Source organism: Acinetobacter sp. 24-47-67, from assembly GCF_056779735.1.
On record NZ_JBWYIK010000001.1, the window covers coordinates 754,352 to 777,920 of the forward strand.

The 23,569-nt window shown below is 38.8% G+C and carries 19 protein-coding genes and 3 tRNA genes; 12 read left to right on the forward strand and 10 right to left on the reverse strand.

The features are described 5' to 3' along the window. Nucleotides 1-3: 3 nt before the first annotated feature. Nucleotides 4-852 carry a bifunctional methylenetetrahydrofolate dehydrogenase/methenyltetrahydrofolate cyclohydrolase FolD gene (folD, locus tag AC1M9K_RS03825; RefSeq protein WP_481588548.1) on the reverse strand — a complete coding sequence of 283 codons (849 nt, stop codon included), beginning with the start codon at nucleotides 850-852 and terminating at the stop codon, nucleotides 4-6. 153 nt (nucleotides 853-1,005) lie between these two features. Between folD and AC1M9K_RS03830 the strand changes: the two genes are divergently transcribed. The 3 genes from AC1M9K_RS03830 (at nucleotide 1,006) to AC1M9K_RS03840 (ending at nucleotide 2,025) form a co-directional block, all read left to right on the forward strand. Further along, nucleotides 1,006-1,079 (forward strand) — tRNA-Cys (locus AC1M9K_RS03830). Nucleotides 1,080-1,088: 9 nt separating this feature from the next. Continuing rightward, nucleotides 1,089-1,174, forward strand: a tRNA-Leu gene (locus tag AC1M9K_RS03835). Between the two features lie 119 nt (nucleotides 1,175-1,293). Further along, a complete protein-coding gene (locus tag AC1M9K_RS03840; RefSeq protein ID WP_180028125.1) occupies nucleotides 1,294-2,025 on the forward strand; it encodes a hypothetical protein in 732 nt (243 codons plus the stop codon). 8 nt (nucleotides 2,026-2,033) lie between these two features. On the opposite strand, the gene AC1M9K_RS03845 is transcribed toward AC1M9K_RS03840, so the two are convergent. After that, the gene (locus AC1M9K_RS03845; RefSeq protein WP_481588549.1) at nucleotides 2,034-3,797 is read right to left on the reverse strand and encodes an alkaline phosphatase D family protein; all 1,764 of its coding nucleotides are present in this window, start codon (nucleotides 3,795-3,797) and stop codon (nucleotides 2,034-2,036) included. A gap of 217 nt (nucleotides 3,798-4,014) precedes the next feature. Between AC1M9K_RS03845 and AC1M9K_RS03850 the strand changes: the two genes are divergently transcribed. Further along, nucleotides 4,015-4,100, forward strand: a tRNA-Leu gene (locus AC1M9K_RS03850). A 108-nt stretch (nucleotides 4,101-4,208) separates the two neighbouring features. Here AC1M9K_RS03850 and AC1M9K_RS03855 read toward each other — a convergent pair. From AC1M9K_RS03855 to rlmE, 4 genes are all read right to left on the reverse strand, one after another. Beyond that, nucleotides 4,209-4,520: a DUF5713 family protein gene (locus AC1M9K_RS03855; protein WP_481588550.1), complete on the reverse strand. Its 312-nt coding sequence runs from the start codon at nucleotides 4,518-4,520 to the stop codon at nucleotides 4,209-4,211. 162 nt (nucleotides 4,521-4,682) lie between these two features. Continuing rightward, complete coding sequence (folP, locus tag AC1M9K_RS03860) at nucleotides 4,683-5,537, reverse strand: dihydropteroate synthase (protein WP_481588551.1); 855 nt, start codon at nucleotides 5,535-5,537, stop codon at nucleotides 4,683-4,685. A 103-nt stretch (nucleotides 5,538-5,640) separates the two neighbouring features. Next, complete coding sequence (gene ftsH, locus AC1M9K_RS03865) at nucleotides 5,641-7,530, reverse strand: ATP-dependent zinc metalloprotease FtsH (RefSeq protein WP_035266907.1); 1,890 nt, start codon at nucleotides 7,528-7,530, stop codon at nucleotides 5,641-5,643. 137 nt (nucleotides 7,531-7,667) lie between these two features. Then, nucleotides 7,668-8,318 carry a 23S rRNA (uridine(2552)-2'-O)-methyltransferase RlmE gene (gene rlmE, locus AC1M9K_RS03870; RefSeq protein ID WP_035266905.1) on the reverse strand — a complete coding sequence of 217 codons (651 nt, stop codon included), beginning with the start codon at nucleotides 8,316-8,318 and terminating at the stop codon, nucleotides 7,668-7,670. 196 nt (nucleotides 8,319-8,514) lie between these two features. Here rlmE and yhbY point away from each other — a divergent pair, with 196 nt between their 5' ends. The 5 genes from yhbY to greA all read left to right on the forward strand — a co-directional run bounded on the left by yhbY (nucleotide 8,515) and on the right by greA (nucleotide 15,157). After that, nucleotides 8,515-8,838: a ribosome assembly RNA-binding protein YhbY gene (gene yhbY, locus AC1M9K_RS03875; protein ID WP_035266903.1), complete on the forward strand. Its 324-nt coding sequence runs from the start codon at nucleotides 8,515-8,517 to the stop codon at nucleotides 8,836-8,838. A 15-nt stretch (nucleotides 8,839-8,853) separates the two neighbouring features. Continuing rightward, on the forward strand, nucleotides 8,854-9,390 hold the full coding sequence (locus AC1M9K_RS03880) for a DOMON-like domain-containing protein (RefSeq protein WP_180028122.1): 537 nt from the start codon (nucleotides 8,854-8,856) through the stop codon (nucleotides 9,388-9,390). Nucleotides 9,391-10,195: 805 nt separating this feature from the next. Then, nucleotides 10,196-11,338: a glutamine-hydrolyzing carbamoyl-phosphate synthase small subunit gene (carA, locus tag AC1M9K_RS03885; protein WP_035266900.1), complete on the forward strand. Its 1,143-nt coding sequence runs from the start codon at nucleotides 10,196-10,198 to the stop codon at nucleotides 11,336-11,338. Nucleotides 11,339-11,352: 14 nt separating this feature from the next. Then, nucleotides 11,353-14,586: a carbamoyl-phosphate synthase large subunit gene (gene carB / locus AC1M9K_RS03890; RefSeq protein ID WP_481588552.1), complete on the forward strand. Its 3,234-nt coding sequence runs from the start codon at nucleotides 11,353-11,355 to the stop codon at nucleotides 14,584-14,586. Between the two features lie 94 nt (nucleotides 14,587-14,680). Then, nucleotides 14,681-15,157, forward strand: coding sequence for a transcription elongation factor GreA (greA, locus tag AC1M9K_RS03895; protein ID WP_035266896.1), 477 nt, complete (start codon nucleotides 14,681-14,683; stop codon nucleotides 15,155-15,157). A gap of 49 nt (nucleotides 15,158-15,206) precedes the next feature. On the opposite strand, the gene AC1M9K_RS03900 is transcribed toward greA, so the two are convergent. Next, nucleotides 15,207-15,824, reverse strand: a complete 618-nt coding sequence (locus AC1M9K_RS03900) for an FMN-binding negative transcriptional regulator (protein ID WP_481586559.1) — start codon at nucleotides 15,822-15,824, stop codon at nucleotides 15,207-15,209. A gap of 104 nt (nucleotides 15,825-15,928) precedes the next feature. On the opposite strand from AC1M9K_RS03900, the gene AC1M9K_RS03905 reads away from it, so the two are divergent. Next, nucleotides 15,929-16,546, forward strand: coding sequence for a CatB-related O-acetyltransferase (locus AC1M9K_RS03905; protein WP_481588553.1), 618 nt, complete (start codon nucleotides 15,929-15,931; stop codon nucleotides 16,544-16,546). On the opposite strand, the gene AC1M9K_RS03910 is transcribed toward AC1M9K_RS03905, so the two are convergent. Next, a complete protein-coding gene (locus tag AC1M9K_RS03910; protein ID WP_481588554.1) occupies nucleotides 16,529-17,935 on the reverse strand; it encodes a KAP family P-loop NTPase fold protein in 1,407 nt (468 codons plus the stop codon). The two genes, AC1M9K_RS03905 and AC1M9K_RS03910, sit on opposite strands and share 18 nt — an antisense overlap. 411 nt (nucleotides 17,936-18,346) lie before the next feature. On the opposite strand from AC1M9K_RS03910, the gene AC1M9K_RS03915 reads away from it, so the two are divergent. Beyond that, nucleotides 18,347-18,787 (forward strand): universal stress protein, encoded by a 441-nt coding sequence (locus AC1M9K_RS03915; RefSeq protein ID WP_481588555.1) that lies wholly within the window; start codon nucleotides 18,347-18,349, stop codon nucleotides 18,785-18,787. Between the two features lie 32 nt (nucleotides 18,788-18,819). Here the strand turns inward: AC1M9K_RS03915 and AC1M9K_RS03920 are convergent, their stop codons facing one another. After that, entirely contained in the window at nucleotides 18,820-19,143 is a 324-nt protein-coding gene (locus tag AC1M9K_RS03920) for an MGMT family protein (protein WP_481588556.1), read from the reverse strand. A gap of 105 nt (nucleotides 19,144-19,248) precedes the next feature. Between AC1M9K_RS03920 and AC1M9K_RS03925 the strand changes: the two genes are divergently transcribed. Beyond that, nucleotides 19,249-20,211, forward strand: coding sequence for an alpha/beta fold hydrolase (locus tag AC1M9K_RS03925; RefSeq protein WP_092765922.1), 963 nt, complete (start codon nucleotides 19,249-19,251; stop codon nucleotides 20,209-20,211). A 96-nt stretch (nucleotides 20,212-20,307) separates the two neighbouring features. Here the strand turns inward: AC1M9K_RS03925 and AC1M9K_RS03930 are convergent. After that, nucleotides 20,308-23,569: BapA/Bap/LapF family large adhesin (locus AC1M9K_RS03930; RefSeq protein WP_481588557.1), on the reverse strand; the 3,262-nt coding region annotated here is incomplete at its 5' end.

The window sequence follows — 23,569 nt, forward strand, 5'->3', positions numbered from 1 at the left end:
AAATTAACCTAGTGCTTTCTCAGCCGCTTCTACAGTTTGACGAATCAACGTTGTGATTGTCATTGGACCTACACCACCCGGTACTGGTGTGTAAGCTGAAGCAATGTCTTCAATACCAACAAGTTGAATATCGCCCACACCACCGCCATCACGTGGATGGAAACCAGCATCAACAACTACTGCACCAGGTTTAATCCAATCTTTTTGAATCAATTCAGCTTTACCGACTGCACCCACAATGATATCCGCTTGCTTCACAAAGCTAGCAAGGTTTTGTGTTCGAGAGTGACAAATCGTTACAGTAGCATTCGCCTCCAGAAGCATAGCTGCCATTGGTTTACCCAAAATTGCAGAACGACCTACAACAACCGCATGCTTACCTGCGATTTCGATGTTGTTTTCTTTCAGAATCGTCATAATACCTGCAGGTGTCGCAGAACCGTAAGCAGCTTCACCCATTGCCATACGACCATAACCAAGGCAAGTAACACCATCCACATCTTTTTCAAGTGAGATCGCATCAAAACACGCTCGCTCATCAATTTGCGCAGGTACTGGATGTTGTAAAAGAATACCGTGAACATCAGGATTTGCATTGAGTTTTTCAATTTCAGCAAGCAATTGTTCTGTCGTCGTTTCTTTTGGTAGTTCAACTTTAAGTGAATCCATACCAACACGGCGGCATGCATTACCCTTCATACGCACATAAGTTGCAGATGCACCATCGTCACCTACTAAAATCGTCGCAAGAATTGGAGTACGTCCTGATTTTGCTTTTAACGCTTCTACGCGAGTTAACAAATCAGCCTCAATTTGTTTTGCCAATGCACGACCATCTAAAACTAATGCCACGGCACATCTCCCAAGTGTTGATATGAATCAATTTCGCACATTCTACATGAATATTTTAAATAATTTCCGTTATATGCTGTTTTTCTGCACATACGAATAAAAGCACTATTGTTTTTTTTTCAGAGCTTGTTAATATACGCATCAACAAGACATGGCGGGGTGGCAGAGTGGTCATGCAGCGGACTGCAACTCCGTGTACGCCGGTTCGATTCCGACCTCCGCCTCCATCTTGTTAAGCCCGAGTGGTGAAATCGGTAGACACAGGGGATTTAAAATCCCCCGCCCACAAAGCGTGCCAGTTCGAGTCTGGCCTCGGGCACCATTCTTCCAATAGAGAATAATGGTGTAAACAAAGAACCCAGCGTAAGCTGGTTTTTTTATGTCTGCATTTTCTTTAAACTCATCTGCTATAATCACTCATCTTCAGAATTTCATATTCAAATGAATCAAAATCAGCAAGTTGCTCAATATCTTCAAGAACTAAAACAACAATATCCTCAAGCGTTTAAAAAAAACTTCTTGCTCTATAGTCAGTTAAAGACCAAAGGGATTCTAGATGAGCGTAAAGAACTGATCCCGCTTGCACTTGCATTAATGATTTTCCTCCCTTGCTCATATTTGTTAACCCTTTTGCTTAAACAACACATTGTTTTTTTAGAAGGCTTTCAATCTGGCGGGAGTGCTGTGTTGTGTATCATGTTATTTTTTATGCTGATTACGCCAATCATCCTCAAACAGATCAAGCATAGTAGCATCTCAACTTACCAGCAACTTAAAAATACCCCATTCAAACTGACCATCCTCATTCTTTTACAAAGTTTAAATATCGCTTTTATGGAAAGTTGGTTCTTACAGGGAATTTTGTTTTATTTCGCTATGAATTTTGGTTTCGTTAAATTTTATAAAGAGAATTTATTCCGAGAAAATACTTCTAAAGAAAACTATTACTACATTCAAGAAATTCGTAGAGTGGCTTTCTGGAGTTATAAACAAAATTTTAAACTTTACTTAAAACTAATCTTTTCATCCAAAAACTCAAAGCAGCATCAATTATTGATTGAACAAAAACAAAAAAATGCGCAACTTTATGTTCATTTGATGAACTATGAAAACAAATTGTGTATGCGCTACAAGCATACCGATATTGAAAAATATATCGATAGCATCATGTAGCGCTATGATCAACTTGCTTGCTGCATTACTTTAATTATATTTAAATTGGTATCATACGTGGTCGAGTGCAATCTGAGTTGATCAACTTGATACTCCTGTGAATGAATATCTGTTAAAAACAACCAATCTGCACTCAATTGCATAGAATCAAAGCTCAATTTTAAATAGCCTCGTTGATTCAAATTACAAAAGCTTAATTCATCAATCAATTGGATAAACACTAGTTCAAATTCTTGCATTAAGTTCTCAGGTAAATTGAGATATTTCTCCATACCTGGTGAAGAAACTGAACTTGTTGCTAATTCAATCCCCACCTTCTCACCATTTTGTTGATGTAATGCAGACTCCCACGCATTATGGGTATCCCCAGCCAACACAACAACTTTCTTTTGGTACTGCCCATACAAAGCATAAACATGCTCACGCTCAGCATAGTAACCATCCCAAGCGTCTAAATTATAAGGAATCACGGTTAGTATTCTTGATAATTCAGCGTCAGTTAAGCTCGGATCATTATTTTTATAACGCAACTTAATCGCGACCAACTCCATGAGCCGTTTTTGAGCTTCAATTAAAAAGTTGCCATCTACCATGCCGCTTTTGGCAACATTTAATATTTGTAATACCTCAGCAGGTACCAACATTTTCGCCATCAATACTTGCTGACCCAATACATTCCATATTGCGCGAGAGCTCTGCAGACTATTCGCCAACCAATTTAACTGATCTAACCCTATTAGCTGTCGCTGCTCATTCAATAATGCCGCTCTAAATTGCTCAACATTTAGATTTTCACCATCCATAAATGAAGCAAAAGCCAGTTGCTCATCTCGTGCCAACATACGTGTATCTAGCATATTAAGTTGAACTAAATCACCAAAATTAAACTGACGATAAATATGAAGAATATCGTTGTTGCTTTTTTCGCGAATTGGCATCCATTCAAAATAAGCAGTTAGGGCTGCTGTTCTTCGTACTACGAAATCCCCCTCTAGATCAGGTTGATGATTCTGTGCACCAGCTCGCCATGCATCATTTGTCAGCTCATGATCATCCCAAATCAGAATAAATGGATGACGTTGATGAACCGCTTGTAAATCAGGGTCTGTTCGGTATTTTGCATAACGTTTTCGATAATCTTCTAGACGGTAAATCTCGTTTTGATTATCCACATCGAGTGTTCTACCAAGCTTTTCGGCTTGTTCAGTTGCATACCCATCTTTGCCATATTCGTAAATATAGTCGCCCAGATGCAGCACAGCATCCACGTCCTGCTTCGCAATTTCACGATACACATAAAAATAACCAGCTGGATAATTTGAGCATGAGCATACGGCAAAGTTAACCGCATTGGTCTTGGTTGCTAAGGTCTTCGTACGACCAATTGGAGAATGTATCTGCCCATATTTAAATCGGTAATAATAGCGAGTATCGGCACTCAAATTAAGCACATCGACTTTCAAGCAAAAGTCTTTTGCAGCAGAGGTCTTAATTTTCTCCATCTGCACGATATTCGAAAAATTCTCATCAAGTGCAATTTCCCAATGTAATTCATATGTTGCCGTGACATCTGTAGGTGTTATTCGCGACCAAAGAATTATTCGATCCTGTAATGGATCTCCACTCGCCACTCCATGCAAAAATTCAACTTTATGCTCATTGCTGGTTTGACCATCGCCATTACATGCTGTAATCGAAACAGGCAGTGAAATCGCACCAAATCCAGCCAATGAGTTTTTAATTAATGCACGTCTTGAGATTTTATTTTTCATTTTATTTATGAATTGGCGAGTTATTTTAACTTCGAACTTAAACCATATTTATGAAGTTAAAATTGCAATCAGATGACAATTTAATGTCCAAATATCTTAAACCATCACCCCCAAAGTTATAATTTTTAACCTAATCAATGCAAGTTGATTGAAAAGAAAGCAAATAATACGATTTTCTCTTGCCAAGCTTAAAAGTGTCCTCTATTATTGCGCACATGCCCGAGTGGTGAAATCGGTAGACACAGGGGATTTAAAATCCCCCGCCCTCAAAGCGTGCCAGTTCGAGTCTGGCCTCGGGCACCATTCTTCTAATAGAGAATAATGGTGTAAATAAAGAACCCAGCGTAAGCTGGTTTTTTTATGCCTAGCGTTTAGTCACAACAATAACAACACAAAAAAATAGAGAGCGATTCACCACTCTCTATTTGAAACAAGTTCTTGCATTTCGATATCTAAGAATCCTTCTTCCTGAACGACCATCATCATTGCCTCAGCAATATAGTCTGCTGCTGCATCATCAAGAGAAGAGTCAAGATCTTCGAACTGAGGTTTCATCTCATTAATTTCCGCCACAATATCATTGGCGATTTGATAAATCTCAGCATCGGAATTCACCTTAGATACCTTCTTTGAGAATTTTTCAATGAGTTGCTGAATTTCAGCCACGAGAATATCAGGATAATATTCATCGTCGAACATCGGGAGAAGTACATCATTCAACATATTAAAGCTCAAGTAATAGCATTAACAAAAACCGAGCTTATATAACACAAGCTAGACATTAAACCAACAATAAAAACGAGGAGTAAATCTCACTTTGAGTCAAAGTATAACTAAGCCAATATTTTCATTGATGATTTTAACTGCCTTAAATCACCCTTTAATTTAACTGACACTATTCATTGCTGTCCAAATTTGTATAGCTTGCACCATTTCTTTTACATCATGTGCTCTGACCATACATGCTCCTTGCTGTATGCTTAACAGATGCCCCGTCACCGAACCCACTGCACGCTCATGGGCAGGTACACCACCTAAAGCTTCACCAATAAATCGCTTACGAGATAATGCAGAAAGTATTGGATATCCCAACTCATTTAATTTATACAACTCTTTTAATAATTTCAGGTTTTGATGTGCATTTTTTGCAAATCCGAAACCCGGATCAATCATGATATTTTCAGGTTTAATTCCCGCATTTAATGCTGCATCTAATCGAGTTTGCAATTCTGAAATCACATCTAAAGTAATATCATCATATTGATCCAACTGGTTCATTGTGGTTGGCTCACCACGCATATGCATGATAATGACTGGAATATCTAATTCCGCAGCTGTTTCTAAAGCATGTGGCTTTGTTAATGCTCTGACATCATTCCAAATATGCGCTCCAGCTTTAACCGCCTTTTTAATCACTTCTGGTTGAGAAGTGTCGATTGAGATCACTACATTCAATTTTGACAACGCTTCAACGACCGGAACTACACGATCTACTTCATCCTGAACATCAACAGCAGATGCGCCAGGGCGAGTTGACTCACCACCTACATCAATAACACTCGCCCCTTCAGCAATCATTTGCTTTGCTCTCTCTAGTGCCGCCTCTACACTATTGTGTTTACCACCATCACTAAACGAATCTGGCGTTACATTTAACACACCCATTACATGAGGCTTTGACAAATCAAGTTCCAATGCACCACATTTAAGAATCTGATTAGGTAAAGAGATAAGTTGCATATTGATGTCCCTAGAAAATCTATTCACATGATATCAAGTAAAATTTAAACATGAGGGATAATTTCAACACAAAAAAAAGAGCCTCATAAGAGGCTCCTTCATTTTAGCTTGCTGGTAAAGGTGGAGGCGTTGAAGGACCATCTGTAGGGGTTACATCTACAATTGGATTCTCAGCCACATATACCTTAGGTGGTTGAGGTTCACGACCTTCCATAATGTCACGGATTTGATCACGATCAATCGTTTCCCACTCAAGCAAAGCTTTTACCATCGCATGGGCAATATCTTTATTATTTTCTAAGATATCACGTGCAACTTTGTACTGCTCATCTAGGATACGGCGAATTTCACGATCAACTTCAAGTTGAGTCGTTTCAGAAATAGTACGACCACCTAGACTACCCATAAATGACTGTTGAGCATCTTCTTCATAAACCATGACACCCATCTTGTCAGACATACCGTACTTAGTCACCATTGCACGCGCCATTTTTGTTGCACGTTCAAAGTCATTAGAAGCCCCAGTCGACATCTGATTAATGAAAATTTCTTCTGCAATACGACCACCAAACAGAATAGAAAGCTCATTCAACATTTTGTCTTTGTAATGACTGGTTTGATCAAACTCTGGAAGCTGCCAAGTTACACCTAATGCCCAACCACGTGGCATGATCGTGACTTTATGTACTGGGTCTGTGCCTGGAAGCATTTCAGCTACAATCGCATGACCTGCTTCATGATAAGCCGTTGCGCGACGCTCTTCTTCACGAAGAACCATTGATTTACGCTCTGGCCCCATATAAAGCTTATCTTTTGCATCTTCAAAGTCATGCATATCGACCGTATTTTTATTACGACGTGCAGCAAATAACGCAGCTTCATTGACTAAGTTTGCCAATTGCGCACCAGAGAACCCTGGAGTACCACGTGCCAATACTTTGACATCCACACCAGTCACTGAAGGTAATTTTTTCAAATGCACATTCAGGATTTGCTCACGACCTTTAATATCTGGAAGTCCAACCATCACTTGACGGTCGAAACGTCCCGGACGAAGTAAAGCTTTATCTAGAACGTCAGCACGGTTAGTCGCAGCAATAACGATGATACCTTCATTACCTTCGAAACCATCCATTTCCACCAACATCTGGTTCAAGGTTTGTTCGCGCTCATCGTGACCACCACCAGTACCTGAACCACGATGACGACCCACCGCATCAATCTCATCAATGAAAATGATACACGGCGCATGGCGTTTCGCTTGCTCAAACATATCACGTACACGTGATGCACCAACACCAACGAACATTTCAACAAAGTCCGAACCTGAGATACTAAAGAATGGAACCTTAGCCTCTCCAGCAATCGCTTTCGCAAGTAAAGTTTTACCTGTGCCCGGTGGACCTACCATCAGGACACCACGAGGAATGCTCGCACCAAGACGCTTAAACTTTGTTGGATCTTTCAAGAAATCCACAATTTCAACGACTTCTTGTTTCGCTTCGTCACAACCCGCAACATCTGTGAAAGTGACTTTGATTTGGTCTTCTGAAAGCATTTTTGCTTTTGACTTACCAAAACTCATCGGGCCGTTTTTACCACCAGCACCGCCACCCATGTTGCGCATAAAGAACATGAATAACAAAATGATTAAAAGTACTGGAAAGCTTGCGATCAAAAGCTGCATCAATAAACCTTGACGTTGCGGAGCAGTGCCCTCAACAACGACATTATTTTTGATGAGATTCGGCATTAACTCAGGATCTTGAACCGCAGGACGAATACTCTCAAATGGAGAACCATTTACTTTTTCGCCACTAATTCGTTCACCGTCAATGGTAACTTGTTTAATTTGACCAGCATTAACCGCTGCAACAAATTCTGAATAGTTCAATGCAGCAGGCTTATCACGGTCACTAATGTTGCTGAAAATTAATATCAGCACACCAAGTATAACAAGCCATAAAACGGCATTCTTAAAGAGATCGCTCAAAGCTTTATTCCCATATCAATCTAATTTGATCATGCCCAAAATTGGGTGACCTTTAACAAAAAGCGAGTAAATCAATTTCGCAATAAAATATTCAAAAGGTACAAAATGCACATTTTTTAGCGACTTGGCAAGTCACTTTATTGCGATTTCTTTTTACGGCCCTGTCCAATTAAAAAAACTTCCTTCGAACGAGCACGCGAAGCAGCAGGCTTTGCAGTTTTTAATACTTCAAAACTGTCTACAACTTCCTTACGGAATTCGTCAAAACCAGTTCCTTGGAAAACTTTGACAACAAACTGTCCTTTCGGACCTAAAACTTTATTGGCAAAGTCTAATGCAAGTTCACACAAATAAATTTGTCGAGGTTGATCAACGGCCTTATTACCTGATGTATTGGGGGCCATATCTGAAATTACAACGTCTACAGTTCGTCCATTTAAAATATTTAACAATTTTTCGAAAACTTCCTCTTCTCGAAAGTCTCCTTGCAGGAACGTCACATCTGGAAGTGCATCCATTTCCAAAATATCTGATGCAATCACTAAACCTTTATCACCCACTAATTTTCCGGCGATTTGGGACCAACTACCAGGTGCAGCACCAAGGTCCACGACAGTCATACCAGGTTTAATGATTTTGTATTTCTCTTGGATTTCAAGCAATTTATATGCAGCACGCGCACGATAACCTTCCTTTTGTGCTTTTTTCACAAACGGGTCATCTAAATGCTCTCTCATCCACGCACGACTACTTTTGGATAACTTCTGATTGGTAATGCGTGTTGCCATAACTCTTTAAATACACGTAATCTTCTAACTTTTTATTGTACGTGAATTTTATCCCCCTTGCAGTATTCATCTGTATCTAATTCAAGATTATCGTTTATGTTTTTTTGATTTAAGTTGATCGATTATTTCTGAGAAACATAAGCGTTTGATCTCTTGATTTGCTATACTAAGTCGTTTTTAAAATTAGGTTATCTTTATGGCGGCTTTATCAATTCAGGAACGCAAACGTTTGCGTCAAATCGGACATGCACTTAACCCAGTGGTAATGTTAGGTGGTCAAGGTTTAACTGAAAATGTCATTGAAGAAACTCAACGTGCTTTAAATGATCATGAGTTAATTAAAGTAAAAATTGGCGGTGAAGATCGTGATGCTCGTGCAGCAGTCATTACTGAAATCGCCGAAGTCACTGGTGCAGAGGTTGTTCAAACCATTGGAAAGATTGCACTTTTATATAAGAAAGCGGCAAAACAAAATCCTAAACTTTCGAATCTTGTTCGCCACGCACATCTTTCTAATTAATTTGAGTTGCATTGAATGGCAAGTTACGAACTAAATTCTTTTGACCGTTACTTTGATATCTCCTTGGTTGGTGCAATTGAACAAGCGAGTCCATACACACTAAATGTGGGCTATTGGTTACGTGACCCAAATCAATACTTAGTTTATCCGGAAATTGTAGCTGGTCATCCACGACGAGATTTTCTTTGGGAAGAAACCTGCTTTGAAATTTTCATTGGGGTGAAAGATCAGGACTTTTATCGTGAAGTCAATCTCTCCCCTTCTCAAGCTTGGCAAGCGTATCAATTTGAAGAGTATCGTTACCCTGAAGATATGCCACCTCAAGCAGCTTATGACATAGAACTGAATTCACTCAAAAAGACGCACTATGGTTTAAATGTGAGCCTTGATCTAACGGAGTTTATGTTAAAACATAAATTGAAATGGCAGGATATTTTTATTGGCTTATCCGCTGTATTAAACACATCGCAAGCTAAACATTATTATGCTATGCAGCATAGTAGTCCTGAAGCTGACTTCCATAACAAGCGCGATTGGTTGCATCAGTTTTAAAAAAAATAGTGAGATTTAATCTCACTATTTTTTTACCCCAATATTTAAGTTCTATAGTTGTAGACTCTTCCGACCTCTTTTAGAGTTAAGTTTTATACAGCTGATCTCAACGTGTTATATCTAGTTATATTTGTAATTCCTGTTATTCATTTCTAATTTCAAAATTGTCCTTAATCACTTGAACAGCCAAATCTGCTCTTAAATATTTCTTCACAAACACCGAAGTAGCGTCAAATCTCTTTAAATTCGATCTCGGTTTAATTTTTAAAACCCAGCATGCTAACTACCAATTTCATCTTTGAATAATTGAACCAACGCTTTTAACAAGCAATTCAATATTTACCTCTATTTTCCATATTTAATCAGTCCTTTCTAAAATACTGGTAAATTGACCTAATCAGTACTTTTTTCGAACTTTTAGGAAGCATTTGGAGCAACTTCAACATTTGTTCTATTTAACAAATCAGCTTTTTGGAAGCTTTGTTATTCTGTTTCATAAACTTAGCTTATTAATTGTAAGTCTACATAAATTTTGATACATCGTGATAAAACTTAACTTTTGAATTATTAAATAATTCTTACATTCTTAGACTTTTGTCCAAAGTTTAAAAAGCAGACTTTTAAACAAATTACAAGGTATATATCTGACGAATTCAGGTTTATTTACGTGGACTTTATCAAGGTGTTTGCGTATAATGCCGTGTTAAGTTCAAGCGAGCAGATGTAAGGAGGGTGGGTTTTAAAGTAGCCTTCCTTTTTTTTCGTCTACTCGCTTTTTTACAGCCTAAATTTCAGGAGCTTTGGTTTGAGCACCCCAGCAATTTTAGCCCTTGCCGATGGTACGATCTTTAAAGGAACGTCAATCGGTGCATCGGGTAGTACGACTGGTGAAGTCGTTTTCAACACTGCCATGACTGGCTATCAAGAAATTTTGACTGACCCAAGTTATGCACAACAGCTTGTTACGCTTACCTATCCACACATTGGTAACACAGGTTGTAATGATGAAGACGCTGAGTCAGGTCGAATTCATAAAGTATGGGCAAACGGATTGATCATTCGTGACCTACCTTTATTGCACAGCAACTTCCGATCTACGCAATCTTTAGGCGAATACTTAAAATCTCACAATGTTGTCGCTATCGCTGACATTGATACACGTAAACTGACACGTATTTTACGTGCTAAAGGTGCACAAAACGGTTGTATCTTAGCTGGTGAAAATATTACAGAAGAAGAAGCTTTAGAAAAAGCTCGTGCATTCGGCGGTCTGAATGGTTTAGACCTTGCGAAAGAATGCTGTGATCCAAACGGTTTCGAATGGACTGAAGGTTCTTGGAAATTAGGTCAAGGTTTCTCCCAACCAGAAGCAAAATTTCATGTGGTTGCATACGACTACGGTGTCAAAACCAACATCTTACGTATGCTCGCAGACCGCGGTTGTAAATTAACTGTTGTACCTGCACAAACTCCTGCTGAAAAAGTTCTTGCTCTAAATCCAGATGGCGTATTCTTATCGAATGGTCCTGGCGATCCTGCAGCATGTGACTATGCAATTGAAGCTGTAAAAACAATTGTTGAAGATGCTCGTAACGTACCTGTATTTGGTATTTGTTTGGGTCACCAAATTCTTGCTCTCGCTTCTGGCGCTAAAACGGTGAAAATGCCTCATGGTCACCATGGTGCTAACCATCCTGTACAAAACATTGAAGATGGTACAGTGATGATTACTTCTCAAAACCATGGCTTCGCAGTGGATGCAGAAACATTACCTGCAAACCTTAAAGCGACGCACAAATCATTGTTCGATCAAACTCTTCAAGGGATTCATCGTACAGATAAGCCTGCGTTTAGTTTCCAAGGTCACCCAGAAGCAAGCCCAGGTCCACATGACTGCGCACCATTGTTCGATCATTTCATCGAACTTATTGAAGCATCTAAGAAGTAATTGAGGAGCAAATAATGCCAAAGCGTACGGATATTAAAAGCATCTTAATTATTGGTGCTGGTCCAATTGTTATCGGTCAGGCGTGTGAGTTTGACTACTCAGGTGCACAAGCATGTAAAGCATTACGTGAAGAAGGTTACCGTGTAATTTTGGTAAACTCTAACCCTGCAACGATCATGACTGACCCTGCAATGGCAGATGCAACGTATATCGAGCCAATCACTTGGCAAACTGTTGCAGCGATCATTGAGAAAGAACGTCCAGACGCAGTTCTTCCAACAATGGGTGGTCAGACTGCATTGAACTGTGCCCTTGCCCTTGATGAGCATGGCATTTTAGAAAAATTCAATGTTGAATTGATTGGTGCAACGAAAGAAGCGATCGAAAAAGCGGAAGACCGTAAACTTTTCGACCAAGCAATGCGTAAAATTGGTCTTGAATGTCCAAAAGCAGCAATCGCTGAATCAATGGAAGAAGCTTTAGAAATTCAAGCACGTTTCGGCTTCCCAGTGATTATCCGTCCATCATTTACTATGGGTGGTTCAGGCGGTGGTATCGCATACAACAAAGAAGAATTCCTTGAAATCTGTGAACGCGGTTTCGATCTTTCTCCAACTAAACAATTATTGATCGATGAATCTTTAATTGGTTGGAAAGAATATGAGATGGAAGTTGTTCGTGACAAAAACGACAACTGTATCATCGTATGTTCGATTGAAAACTTTGACCCAATGGGCGTACACACAGGTGACTCAATCACTGTTGCACCTGCACAAACATTAACAGATAAAGAATATCAGTTAATGCGTAATGCATCTTTAGCAGTGTTACGTGAGATTGGTGTAGAAACAGGTGGTTCTAACGTACAGTTTGGTATTTGTCCAAATACTGGTCGTATGGTTGTGATCGAGATGAACCCACGTGTATCTCGTTCTTCTGCATTGGCTTCAAAAGCAACTGGTTTCCCTATTGCGAAAATCGCTGCGAAATTAGCGGTTGGTTATACCCTTGATGAGCTTAAAAATGACATCACTGGTGGTACAACACCTGCATCATTCGAACCTGCGATTGACTACGTTGTAACTAAAGTTCCACGTTTCAACTTTGAGAAATTCCCACAAGCTGACGCAACTTTAACTACACAGATGAAATCTGTTGGTGAAGTGATGGCGATTGGTCGTAACTTCCAAGAGTCTATGAACAAAGCACTTCGTGGTCTTGAAGTGGGTGCAACTGGCTTTGATGAAAAAATCGAAGTGGGTGCTGAAGGCGCGCGTGAGAAAATCTTACAAGAACTTCGTGTTCCGGGTCCTGAGCGTATTTGGTATGTTGCTGATGCATTCCGTCACGGCTTTACATTAGAAGATGTATTCCAAGCGACTAAGATCGACAAATGGTTCTTGATCCAAATCGAAGACATCATCAAAACAGAAAACCAAATCAAAACTTTAGGTTTTGGCGATCTAAATGCGGACAACATCCGTTCATTTAAACGTAAAGGTTTATCTGACCTTCGTATTGCGAACTTGATGGGTATTTCACAAAAACAATTCCGTAAACATCGTTGGAACTTGGGCGTAACCCCAGTTTACAAACGTGTAGATACTTGTGCTGCTGAGTTTGAATCAGACACAGCGTATATGTATTCAACTTACGATGACGAATGTGAATCAAACCCGTCTAGCAAAGACAAGATCATGGTGATCGGTGGTGGTCCTAACCGTATTGGTCAAGGTATCGAATTCGATTACTGCTGTGTACACGCGGCGCTTGCAATGCGTGAAGACGGTTATGAAACAATCATGGTGAACTGTAACCCAGAAACGGTTTCTACTGACTATGACACATCTGATCGCCTGTACTTCGAACCAATTACACTTGAAGATGTGTTAGAAATCGTACGTATTGAGAAGCCAAAAGGCATCATCGTACAGTACGGTGGTCAAACACCACTTAAATTGGCTCGTGCTTTAGAAGAAGCTGGTGCACCAATTATTGGTACATCTCCTGATGCGATTGACCGTGCAGAAGACCGTGAACGTTTCCAACAAATGATTCAACGTCTGCAACTTCGTCAACCAAACAACAGCATTGTAAAATCTGCTGAAGAAGGTATGGCTGAAGCAGCGAAAGTTGGCTATCCACTTGTAGTACGTCCATCATATGTACTTGGTGGTCGCGCGATGGAAATCGTATACAACGATGAAGAGTTACGTCGCTATTTACGTGATGCTGTTCAAGCTTCTAACGATGCCCCTGTTCTTCTTGACCGCTTCCTAGACGACGCGATCGAAGTTGACGTAGACTGCGTATCTGACGGTAAAGATGTGGTGATCGGCGGTATCATGCAGCACATCGAACAAGCAGGTATCCACTCAGGTGACTCTGCATGTTCGATTCCTCCATACTCGTTGTCAAATGAGATCCAAGACGAAATGCGCCGTCAAACTATCGCGATGGCTAAAGAGCTTGGTGTTGTTGGTTTAATGAACGTACAGTTTGCTGTTAAAGGCGAAGACGTTTACATTTTAGAAGTGAACCCACGTGCATCACGTACAGTGCCATTCGTTTCTAAATGTATCGGTGAGTCTTTAGCGAAAGTCGCTGCACGTTGTATGGCGGGTCAATCTTTAGAGTCTCAAGGATTCACGACTGAGATTATCCCTGAGCACTTCTCTGTTAAAGAAGCAGTGTTCCCATTCAACAAGTTCCCTGGAGTTGATCCAATCCTTGGGCCTGAGATGAAATCTACAGGTGAAGTAATGGGCGTTGGTAAAACATTTGGTGAAGCGTTCTATAAAGCTGTATTAGGTGCAAATGAGCGTTTACCAGGTCTTCCAACGGAAGGTGAAGTTAAACATGCGTTCATCTCTGTACGTGATTCTGATAAACCACGTGCAGCAGGTATTGCAAAACAACTTACTGGCTTTGGTTTCAAAATACTTGCTACTGGTGGCACTTACGATGTCATCAAAGCGGCTGGTATTGAATGTGAACGTGTAAATAAAGTCACTGAAGGTCGTCCAAATATTGTGGACCGCTTGAAAAATGGCGAAATACACCTCATTATCAATACAACAGAAGGTAAACAAGCTCAGCAGGATTCGTTCTCAATCCGCCGTTCTGCACTTCAAGGTAAGGTCTATCATACGACTACCCTTAATGGTGCAGATGCAGTTTGCCAAGCTTTAGCAATCAAATTGCCAATGGATGTATATCGTTTGCAAGACTTACAAACAGTAGGTTAATACACTACCAAGAAGTCCCGCCACCTCTTGGTGGCGGGCTTTTTTTCATTTATAGACTTAGTATTTTTCATACTTACTTTTTTGAGGGACAACTATGCAACGTTATCCTATGACACCTCAAGGCAAAGAAGCGCTTGAGAAAGAATTACACCAACTTAAAACTGTAGATCGTCCTCGTATTACAGCAGCGATTGCTGAAGCACGTGAACACGGAGATCTTAAAGAAAACGCGGAATACCACGCTGCACGTGAGCAACAAGGTTTCTGTGAAGGCCGTATCCAAGATATCGAAGGAAAATTGGGTGCTGCACAAGTGATTGACGTTAAAGAACTTGAGCAAAATGGACGCGTTGTTTTTGGCGTGACAGTTACAATTGAAAATTTGGATACTGAAGAACGTAAGACGTATCAAATTGTTGGTGACGACGAAGCAGATTTTAAAATTAACAAAATATCTGTGAATTCCCCTATCGCGCGTGGTCTTTTGGGTAAAAATGAAGGCGATGAAGTTAAAATTACGACACCTCAAGGTGAAGTTGAATACGAAATTGTGAGCGTAGAATATCTTTAATTCTTGAGATTTTAGGCTATAAACCCCTCTGATGAGGGGTTTTTTATTTTCATTTTAATTGATTCATTGTTTTTGCTAGATGCACTTTTCCAGCTTCATGAAGCTTCGTAATAACATTACGAAAATCTTTTTCCTCTCTATTTTGACTTAGTTTTGATTTAGCAATGACTCTTTCAATTTTAATTTCAAATACAACAAAATGGTTGAGCATTTCCATCAAGAAATCTTTTGGTGCATCTGCCATTTTCCAAGCATTTTTACCATTCGTGATACGTTCATGTTGTTGGGTGAGTTGACCTAATACTGCAAGTTTAGTTTTCTGATCATGATAAAACTGAATTTCACCATTAATGTGTACGACTTGATAATTCCAAGTAGGTACTTTTTTGTGATCTTCAAATTTTGAAGGATAATAATTCGGTGAAATATAAGCATCCTCTGCTTTAAAGATGCATAGTATTTGATTATTCAAAATCGAATGATTGAATAGTGTATTCTGCAATGAAACATGTCCTCTCAATGTTTGTTCATCTACTAATATGAGCGGGATATGTTCAGCAATTAACCCTGTTTGGGTCTGTGCGACCAAAGATGCAAGAGGATACTCCTTTATTATTCTATATATTTCTTCAGGTCTATCTTCTCTAAATTCTGTTTCAACAAACATAGCTTTTCCATTCTTCTAATGCTCAATGAATATAAAAGTTTTTATTCAGGATGTAAGTTTTAATTGGTATATAATGCCCTAAAATATTCTCCTTTTATTTCACCATGTCTGAAAAGCTGATCAACTCCCCTATCAATCACTGGTGCGAATTCGAATTTATCTCTAAAACAGTCAAAAATCCGAATATTCATATTAAAGGCAATTACAGTTATTACTCAGCCTATTGGGATCAAGGTTTTGAGCGTTGTGTAGTGCGTTATCTACATGACAAAGCTTCGACACCAGAAAAACCCATCGATCAGCTTTATATTGGTAATTTTGTCTGTTTTGGCGCTGAGTGTGTCATCATGATGGGTGGAAATCAGTTACACCGTACCGACTGGATTTCAGCATTTCCTTTTGATACGCGTAGTTTTGTGCCTGCTGGCGATACTGTCATTGGTGATGGTTGTTGGATTGGTAGTCGTGCCATGATTATGCAAGGGGTAAAACTTGGTGAAGGTGCAGTCGTTGCTACAGGTGCAGTCGTGACCAAAGATGTACCGCCTTATGCTGTCGTCGGTGGTGTACCTGCTAAAATTATTAAATACCGTTTCCCTGAACAAGATATTAAAAAATTGCTTTCTCTTAAGTTATATGACTTAGATGAAAAGCAGTTTTTAAAAATGCGTGAACAGTTGCAGACCGATGATATTGAAAAATTATCAATATTTTTCAAATAGTCCTGTTTTTATATATTGCATCCAAATCGAATTAAAATCCTTAATATCTTTTAATTTACTAATACAATAAGGGCTCAAGAATCTTTGAAGAGTTTGATTTTTATGATCCTGTTGCCCTACAGTCTTAAATCTTTCTTCTATATCTAAAAGTGTTTCATACAAATTGCAAATAATAATGTCATCGATATTTTTTTCGTTCAATAATTGCTGTCGGATAAAATAAGATTTTGTCGTATATCCATTTTTATCGCCGTTTAAATAGTTGAATAAATAATCAATTATCTTATGCAAATAATTAGCTGAAATATTAAAATTTTCATCAAAGATGAAAGCATTTAAAATTAGATTAAGCTTGAAATCATTTGTTCTCAAGAGTGCATATTGATTAATTTTTTTCACCAACTCTCTAGAATTGTATTCTTTGCTAGATTGCAAACTTAAAATCCAAAAAAACAATTCATTTTTAGTATCTACAGATGTTAATTCGCCGATACGATATAACTGCTGTGCTATTACCTCTTCATACAACTGCGTCTTTCCTAAGTTAGGAAATTCAACAGTAAAATCAATAAACTTTGTTAAATATTCTTCACCAAGACTTTCATCATAACCATAGTTATGACAAACCACTTTTGAAAATTGGGTTTTATCCATTACCAAAACAAAAACAATTTTTGGAATGTCAAAAAAATGTTTAATCCTTTCAATTAAACGAATAGCAAAATCAGGTCGGCAACGATCTAGCTCATCAATAATAAATACCAATGGCTTTTCTAATTTTGCAGCAAGTTCAGCGAGCTCTTGCTTAAAATCTTGAATGGTTTGCTTTTCGATATGATGATTTTCAATCTTCTTCTCAATGTGCTCTTTAACTTTATTGGCTATTTCTTCACTTGCTGTGTCATATACATCTTTGCCCTCTTTATAGACCTCTTGTAAAGCTTCACCTGCACCGCCTAGTCCTACCAAATGCAAACCTGCTTTTGCAGCAATTAATGGCATGACAGCCGCCAAAGAAATTAATACCGAAGCAGTCTTAGAGTTAAAATCTTTAATATCAGCATCATCGATCTCATTTACATCGTTCAAAGCATGGCTAATCTCTGCTGCAATCGTCAAAAATGGATCATCTAAATAATCATTGGCGAAAGCATCTAAATAAACAACTTGGTGACTTTGATCTTCTAAATGCTTTTTCCAATGTCTGACAAACCAGGTCTTACCTTCACCCCAACGAGCATCTAAAGCTAGAACAGCACCACAATTTAAGCGATCTACATAACGTTCTAATTGCTCACCTAGACGACGGCGATCCCATAAATCGCCTTCCCAAGCGATTTCAATATTCTCTAAATCTTCATGAATGATATTTACTGGATAATCTTTCATTGTTGTTAAAATTCAGTTGCTTATTTTCCAAATATCTTATCATTATCACTCTTAAAGACATAAAAAACCCACTCAAACGGAGTGGGTTTTCAAAATATAGTCGCTAAAGTAAGGCTTATACTTTTTAATTCTAATTATAGACTCCATACTTTATAAAGATATCTGACGCATCCTTAATTACATCTCTACCCATCACAATATTTTCAAATTGATCTTTTTATGATTCAGTTAATCAGATTTCATTCTTCATAGTTCGTTACTATCTTATACCTCTAAAATTTTACGACAATAAATTAAAAACTATAACTTAATATAAAAAAACATAGCTTTACACTTGGTTTTATTTTGAACAATTAACGTCTATGATGAACTTATACACTTTTAAACAGAACGGTTAAAAAGGAGAACAACATGAGTTATCAAAATATCCTCGTTCCAGTGGATGGTTCTGAAGTAGCACTCAACGTCGTTCAGCATGCTGTTGAATTGGCTAAAGCATTTAACAGTAAAATTACTGTTGTTCAAGTGATGACACTCGATCCCTATATCGCAGCCGAATATCTCTCAGATGGGCAGTCAAATCTTTTAATTGAACGAGCACGAAAATTTATTGAAGACAACCTTGCTCAAGCTAAAGCAAAGTTTAATGAATATGGAGTAGACGTAGAGACTAAAATACTCGAAGGAGAAAGTATTCACCGCACAATAATGAAGTCAATTGATGAGCTTAATATTGATCTGATTGTTATCAGCTCGCACGGTCGCTCAGGATTCAAGAAATTAATTATGGGCAGTGTCGCACAAAGCCTCATCACTGAAGTCAATGTACCTGTTTTTGTCGTAAAGCAATAATAACTGATAGCTCCGTATACCATCATACGGAGCTACTCGAACCATCCAAAAACTTTAAAATCTATTTTGCCATTGTTAAACACAATACCCTCTTTAAGCAATCTAGCTTGCTGGCAATTAAAACCTTGATCATCCAAACGCAGATGACTAATTTTACCTTGCGCATTAATGACACGATGCCAAGGCAAGTCGCTACTCACATCTAATTGATTCAAAACACGACCAACCAAACGGGCATGTTTAGGCAGTCCTGACATCGCAGCAATTTGACCATAACTGGCTACTTTCCCATAAGGAATTTGTGATACTGTGGCCAAGATCAACTGTGCCATTTCCGCTGATACTGATCGATTCATCAATAATTGACCTATAGTTTATCGGATGATTGATTTGAGCAAATGCATTTCATAACAGACTCACTTAATCTAAATTTGCACAATAACAATACACAGAGAAATACAATGAAAAGGATATTTTCACACTTACTTGCTGCTTCAATTGCAGTCGGTACAATCTCTATTACATCGACAACTCAAGCCGCGCCAAGCAGTATAAATATACAAAATATTTTACAACAAGAACGTGCTTGGGCTGGACTGAATACCAAGCGCATTAAAGTCTCCGACATCGATTGGGCTTACAGTGAAGGTGGAACCAAAGGCAAACCAGTACTTATGCTTGTTCATGGTCTTGCAGGCAGTCGGGATAATTGGAACCGAGTCGCTCGCTATCTGACACCACATTATCACGTCATTATCCCTGATTTACCTGGACAAGGTGATAGTAAAGTAGCTGCAGATTTTGATTATTCAATTCCAAATCTAACCGAAAAATTACGTCGCTTTGCGGAAGCCATTCATGTTGATCAAAATCTAAATGTTGCCGGTCACTCCATGGGCGGTGCTGTAGCATTACTTTATGCTGCGCAGTATCCAATCGATACTAAATCATTACTACTCATTAACAGTGCAGGTGTATTTAAATCTGCCAATACGCCTTACTTAAAAGACCCAAACTTACTCAAAAATTTTATCGTTTCTAAACCTGGAGATTTTGATCGATTATTTAAAATTGCTACGCAGCAACCTCCATTTATACCGAACGAACTGAAAGTCGAACAAGAAAAGCTCATGATATCCAATGTTACGAATAACACGAAACTCGTTGAGCAACTTATTCTCATGTCCAAATCATTTACACCTGAAACATTTGCGCTAGCTGCTCGTTCAATCGATCAACCAACACTCATCATTTGGGGAGATCGTGATCAAATTATTAATGTAGAAGCTGCAGCTGAACTGAAAGGATTACTGAAAAATGCTCAAGAGCCTATCATCTTAAAAGGTGTAGGTCATACACCAATATTGGAACAAGAACAAATCCTCGTACAACATTATTTAAATTTTCTTAATCTACTCAAATAAGTTATAGACAATGAATGGGACATTTTAAATGTCCCATTTTTTTTATTCTTGAATAAAAAAAGAGGAACCGAAGTTCCTCTTTTTCACATTAGTCTATTAGAACAACAAGTGGTTTTTGTTCAACAAGTCTTGAAGTGAAACATCAGTATTGTTGAAAGTAATTAGGTCAACCTTGTTATAAGTTGTACCTGCGCCATCACGATCAATACTTAACTTCGTATTGTTTCCGTCTTTCTCGACAAAGATGAATTTATCAATGTTTTGAGCAGTTGCACTATCAGATAACAACTCAGAAACATCAATCTTCACATTGCTGCCTAATTGGAAGTCATTGATTGTGTCAACGCCGTTACCACCGTTATGGCTGTTGTCATTTAACACATTAAAGATCAACTTATCCAAACCTTTAGCAGAAACTGTTTCATTCAAGTAAGTAGAATTAAACTTACCTGCTGTTTCATTCGCCAATGCATCAGCATCATTCGCGTTTGCTTCTGGTGTGAATTTGCTCCAAGCCAATGGTGAACCTGATTTAGAATCAATTTGAAGTACTAATTGAGCTGTATCAGACTTACCAGTTACAGGATCAGTAATCGTGTATTTAAATACATCCGTTTTACCAATCGCGTTAAGGTTTGCATTTGGCTTATAAGCATATGTACCGTTTGCATCAATAGTTAATGTACCAAACTCGCCTTTAATTGTTGTTGCACCATTAATCGCAACACCATTTACAGCTTTCACAACAGCACCGGCAACTACAAGATCTTTACCATGTACAGCATCAAGATCAGTAATGACATTACCCTTCGCTTCAGTGATTGACTTCACAACAGGCGTTGTACTTGTATTAGTTTCTTTAATTACTAAATTAGTCTGTACATAACCTGGTAAAGAAGCAAGGTTACCATTACTCATTTCTATGCAATATTTACCTGCAGGTAAATCTTCTAAATTGATATGAGCAACTTCTCCAAATAAGCCGATGAAATCAAATAATCCTGCAGATTTATTATTGGCAATTGGTACCCACTTACCAGAACTATTTTGCTGGTAAAGAACAATTGATACTGAGTCTAATAATGTTCCCCATGATGCTGATTTTACTTGAAGCTGCACATCTGCAGTTTTGTTTGCACCAATTGTAAACTCTGTAGCACCACTTGTTTTACCAATCGCAAAACCGGCGAAGCCAATCAACCAATTATAAGAAATTGCATCTTTAATGAATTTCTCTGTAACAGGATACTCGTATTCAATACCAGCTTTAGCAACATTATCAATGGCATCCAACGGAATGTTTGGAGCAGTCACTTGACGTGGTGCAGATTCACCCGCTACATCAGAAGCGGTCACAGATACATTTTGTCCATCATTCAAACTTGGTATCAACTTAATTGAGTAGTTTCCATTGCTATCCGCAGTGGTTGTACCAATCACGTTGTTGTTTGCATCTTTTACTTTAACAGTTGATAAAGCTTGTGCAGTACCTGTTACTAATGAACCATCTGCATTAAATGTTGCCGTTGGAGCATCTGGAGGAGTTACATCCAAATCGAAGCCGATGCTTGATGAAGGACCGATATTTCCAGCTTCATCAATCGCTTTAGCTTCAACGATAATTGTACCTTCTGGTAAATTATTGTTGATTGGATATGTCCAATTACCATTTTGATCAGCAGGAACAAGTGCAGAATCAATAATTCGACCTGTAGAGTCCTTAATCACTAATTCGACAGTAGTATTCGCTTCAGCTTTACCTGTTAATACTGGTTTCAAGTCACTTGGATCTGTAATTGGATTAATAATCACAGCATCAGGAGCTTGAGTATCAACTGTTAATTGCTGAGTTTCAGTTTTTTTGTTCTTAGCTAAATCAGTAGATGTTACTTCAACTGTGTAATTTCCATCCGCTAAATCTCTTGGCGGTGTAAATGTCCAATTGCCTGAGCTATCTACAGAAGCTGGTGCATCTACAACAGTATTTCCATTCTTATCTTTAATCACGACTTGAACTTTAGAATATTGTTCAGTTGAACCAGAAATTGCTGGAGTAGTATCGTTTGTAGGATATAACTCTTCAACTGACAAATCAGGTGAAAGTGTATCTACACCAAATTTTAAAGAAACTGTACGGCTAGTATTACCAGCAGCATCACGTGCAGTGGCTACAAGTGTATATATACCATCTGCTAAAGGTTCTGCTGGTTTATAACTCCAACGGCCTGCAGACAACACTGCTAAACCACTAGATACCACAGCACCGTTAGCATCTTTTATCTCTACAGCTACCTCTTTAGGATTTACTGTATTACCACTAATCGTACGTTGTGGATCATTAGTATAATTAATACTTGGATCAACCGCCGTTACTTGAGATGCTGTTACTACTGGTTCAGCTACAAATAGTGAGCGTGCAGCGAAAGCAGAGAATGCAGCAATTTGAGGCTCAGCAACTAATGATACAGCCTGTACAGATGCAGCTTCACTCACGTCCCATGCTGCTTCTTCATCATCCCAAGGATCGATATCTAACCAAGGATCATTATCATCTTCCCACGGATCAATATCGATATCTGGTGGTGTCAAGTCGATTACAAAATCTTGTTCAGTTGGATTACCTACGTTTCCAGCTTCATCCTTAGGAGTAGCTTCGATTTTGTAGTCACCTTCTTCCAACTCAGCTTCTGGCTTATACGACCATTTACCATCTTCTCCAACTTCAACAGTTGCCTTCTCTTCGAAGCCATCTGGACCAGTGATCACGATATCCACTAGCGAACCTTTCTCACCTGTTCCTGTAATTTCCGGTTGAGGATCATTCGATTCGAAATCATCACCACCAATTGGATCAATAGTAATGTCAGAAGGAGGTGTTGTATCAACTTCTAACTGTTCTTTAGAAGTATCACCTTTGTTACCCGCCCTATCAGTCGGAGTTACTTCTATATCGTAATGACCTTCTGGTAATTCTTCAGTCGGTGTATACGTCCAGTTACCTTCTGGATCAACTTCTGCTTTACCTTCAGAGACAATTTCACCGTCTTTGTCTTTGATCACAACATCAACTATCGCTCCCGGTTCTGTTTTACCAGTAATTTCAGGAGTGGTATCGTTTGTTGGCTTAAGCTCATCGATGGTTAATTCAGGCGCTACTGTGTCAACCTCGAAGCTCTCTGGCTGAGATTCACCTGTGTTACCTGCTTTGTCTGTCGCTTTTGCAACTACGTCATATTCGCCATCTGCCAATTCAACTGATGGTGTATATGTCCATGTGTCACCTGTAACTGTCGCTGGACCTTCTGCAACAACTTGACCGTCTTTGTCTTTAACAACGACATTTACTGTTGTTCCTGGT

What these genes read in the sequence shown, in the direction of transcription:
- carB (WP_481588552.1), top strand. Translation starts at nt 11,353, where the DNA reads ATGCCAAAGCGTACGGATATTAAAAGCATCTTAATTATTGGTGCTGGT.
- AC1M9K_RS03900 (WP_481586559.1), bottom strand. Translation starts at nt 15,824, where the DNA reads ATGTTTGTTGAAACAGAATTTAGAGAAGATAGACCTGAAGAAATATAT.
- AC1M9K_RS03840 (WP_180028125.1), top strand. Translation starts at nt 1,294, where the DNA reads ATGAATCAAAATCAGCAAGTTGCTCAATATCTTCAAGAACTAAAACAA.
- yhbY (WP_035266903.1), top strand. Translation starts at nt 8,515, where the DNA reads ATGGCGGCTTTATCAATTCAGGAACGCAAACGTTTGCGTCAAATCGGA.
- AC1M9K_RS03910 (WP_481588554.1), bottom strand. Translation starts at nt 17,935, where the DNA reads ATGAAAGATTATCCAGTAAATATCATTCATGAAGATTTAGAGAATATT.
- AC1M9K_RS03915 (WP_481588555.1), top strand. Translation starts at nt 18,347, where the DNA reads ATGAGTTATCAAAATATCCTCGTTCCAGTGGATGGTTCTGAAGTAGCA.
- AC1M9K_RS03880 (WP_180028122.1), top strand. Translation starts at nt 8,854, where the DNA reads ATGGCAAGTTACGAACTAAATTCTTTTGACCGTTACTTTGATATCTCC.
- greA (WP_035266896.1), top strand. Translation starts at nt 14,681, where the DNA reads ATGCAACGTTATCCTATGACACCTCAAGGCAAAGAAGCGCTTGAGAAA.
- folP (WP_481588551.1), bottom strand. Translation starts at nt 5,537, where the DNA reads ATGCAACTTATCTCTTTACCTAATCAGATTCTTAAATGTGGTGCATTG.
- AC1M9K_RS03845 (WP_481588549.1), bottom strand. Translation starts at nt 3,797, where the DNA reads ATGAAAAATAAAATCTCAAGACGTGCATTAATTAAAAACTCATTGGCT.
- AC1M9K_RS03855 (WP_481588550.1), bottom strand. Translation starts at nt 4,520, where the DNA reads ATGTTGAATGATGTACTTCTCCCGATGTTCGACGATGAATATTATCCT.
- AC1M9K_RS03905 (WP_481588553.1), top strand. Translation starts at nt 15,929, where the DNA reads ATGTCTGAAAAGCTGATCAACTCCCCTATCAATCACTGGTGCGAATTC.
- AC1M9K_RS03920 (WP_481588556.1), bottom strand. Translation starts at nt 19,143, where the DNA reads ATGAATCGATCAGTATCAGCGGAAATGGCACAGTTGATCTTGGCCACA.
- rlmE (WP_035266905.1), bottom strand. Translation starts at nt 8,318, where the DNA reads ATGGCAACACGCATTACCAATCAGAAGTTATCCAAAAGTAGTCGTGCG.
- AC1M9K_RS03925 (WP_092765922.1), top strand. Translation starts at nt 19,249, where the DNA reads ATGAAAAGGATATTTTCACACTTACTTGCTGCTTCAATTGCAGTCGGT.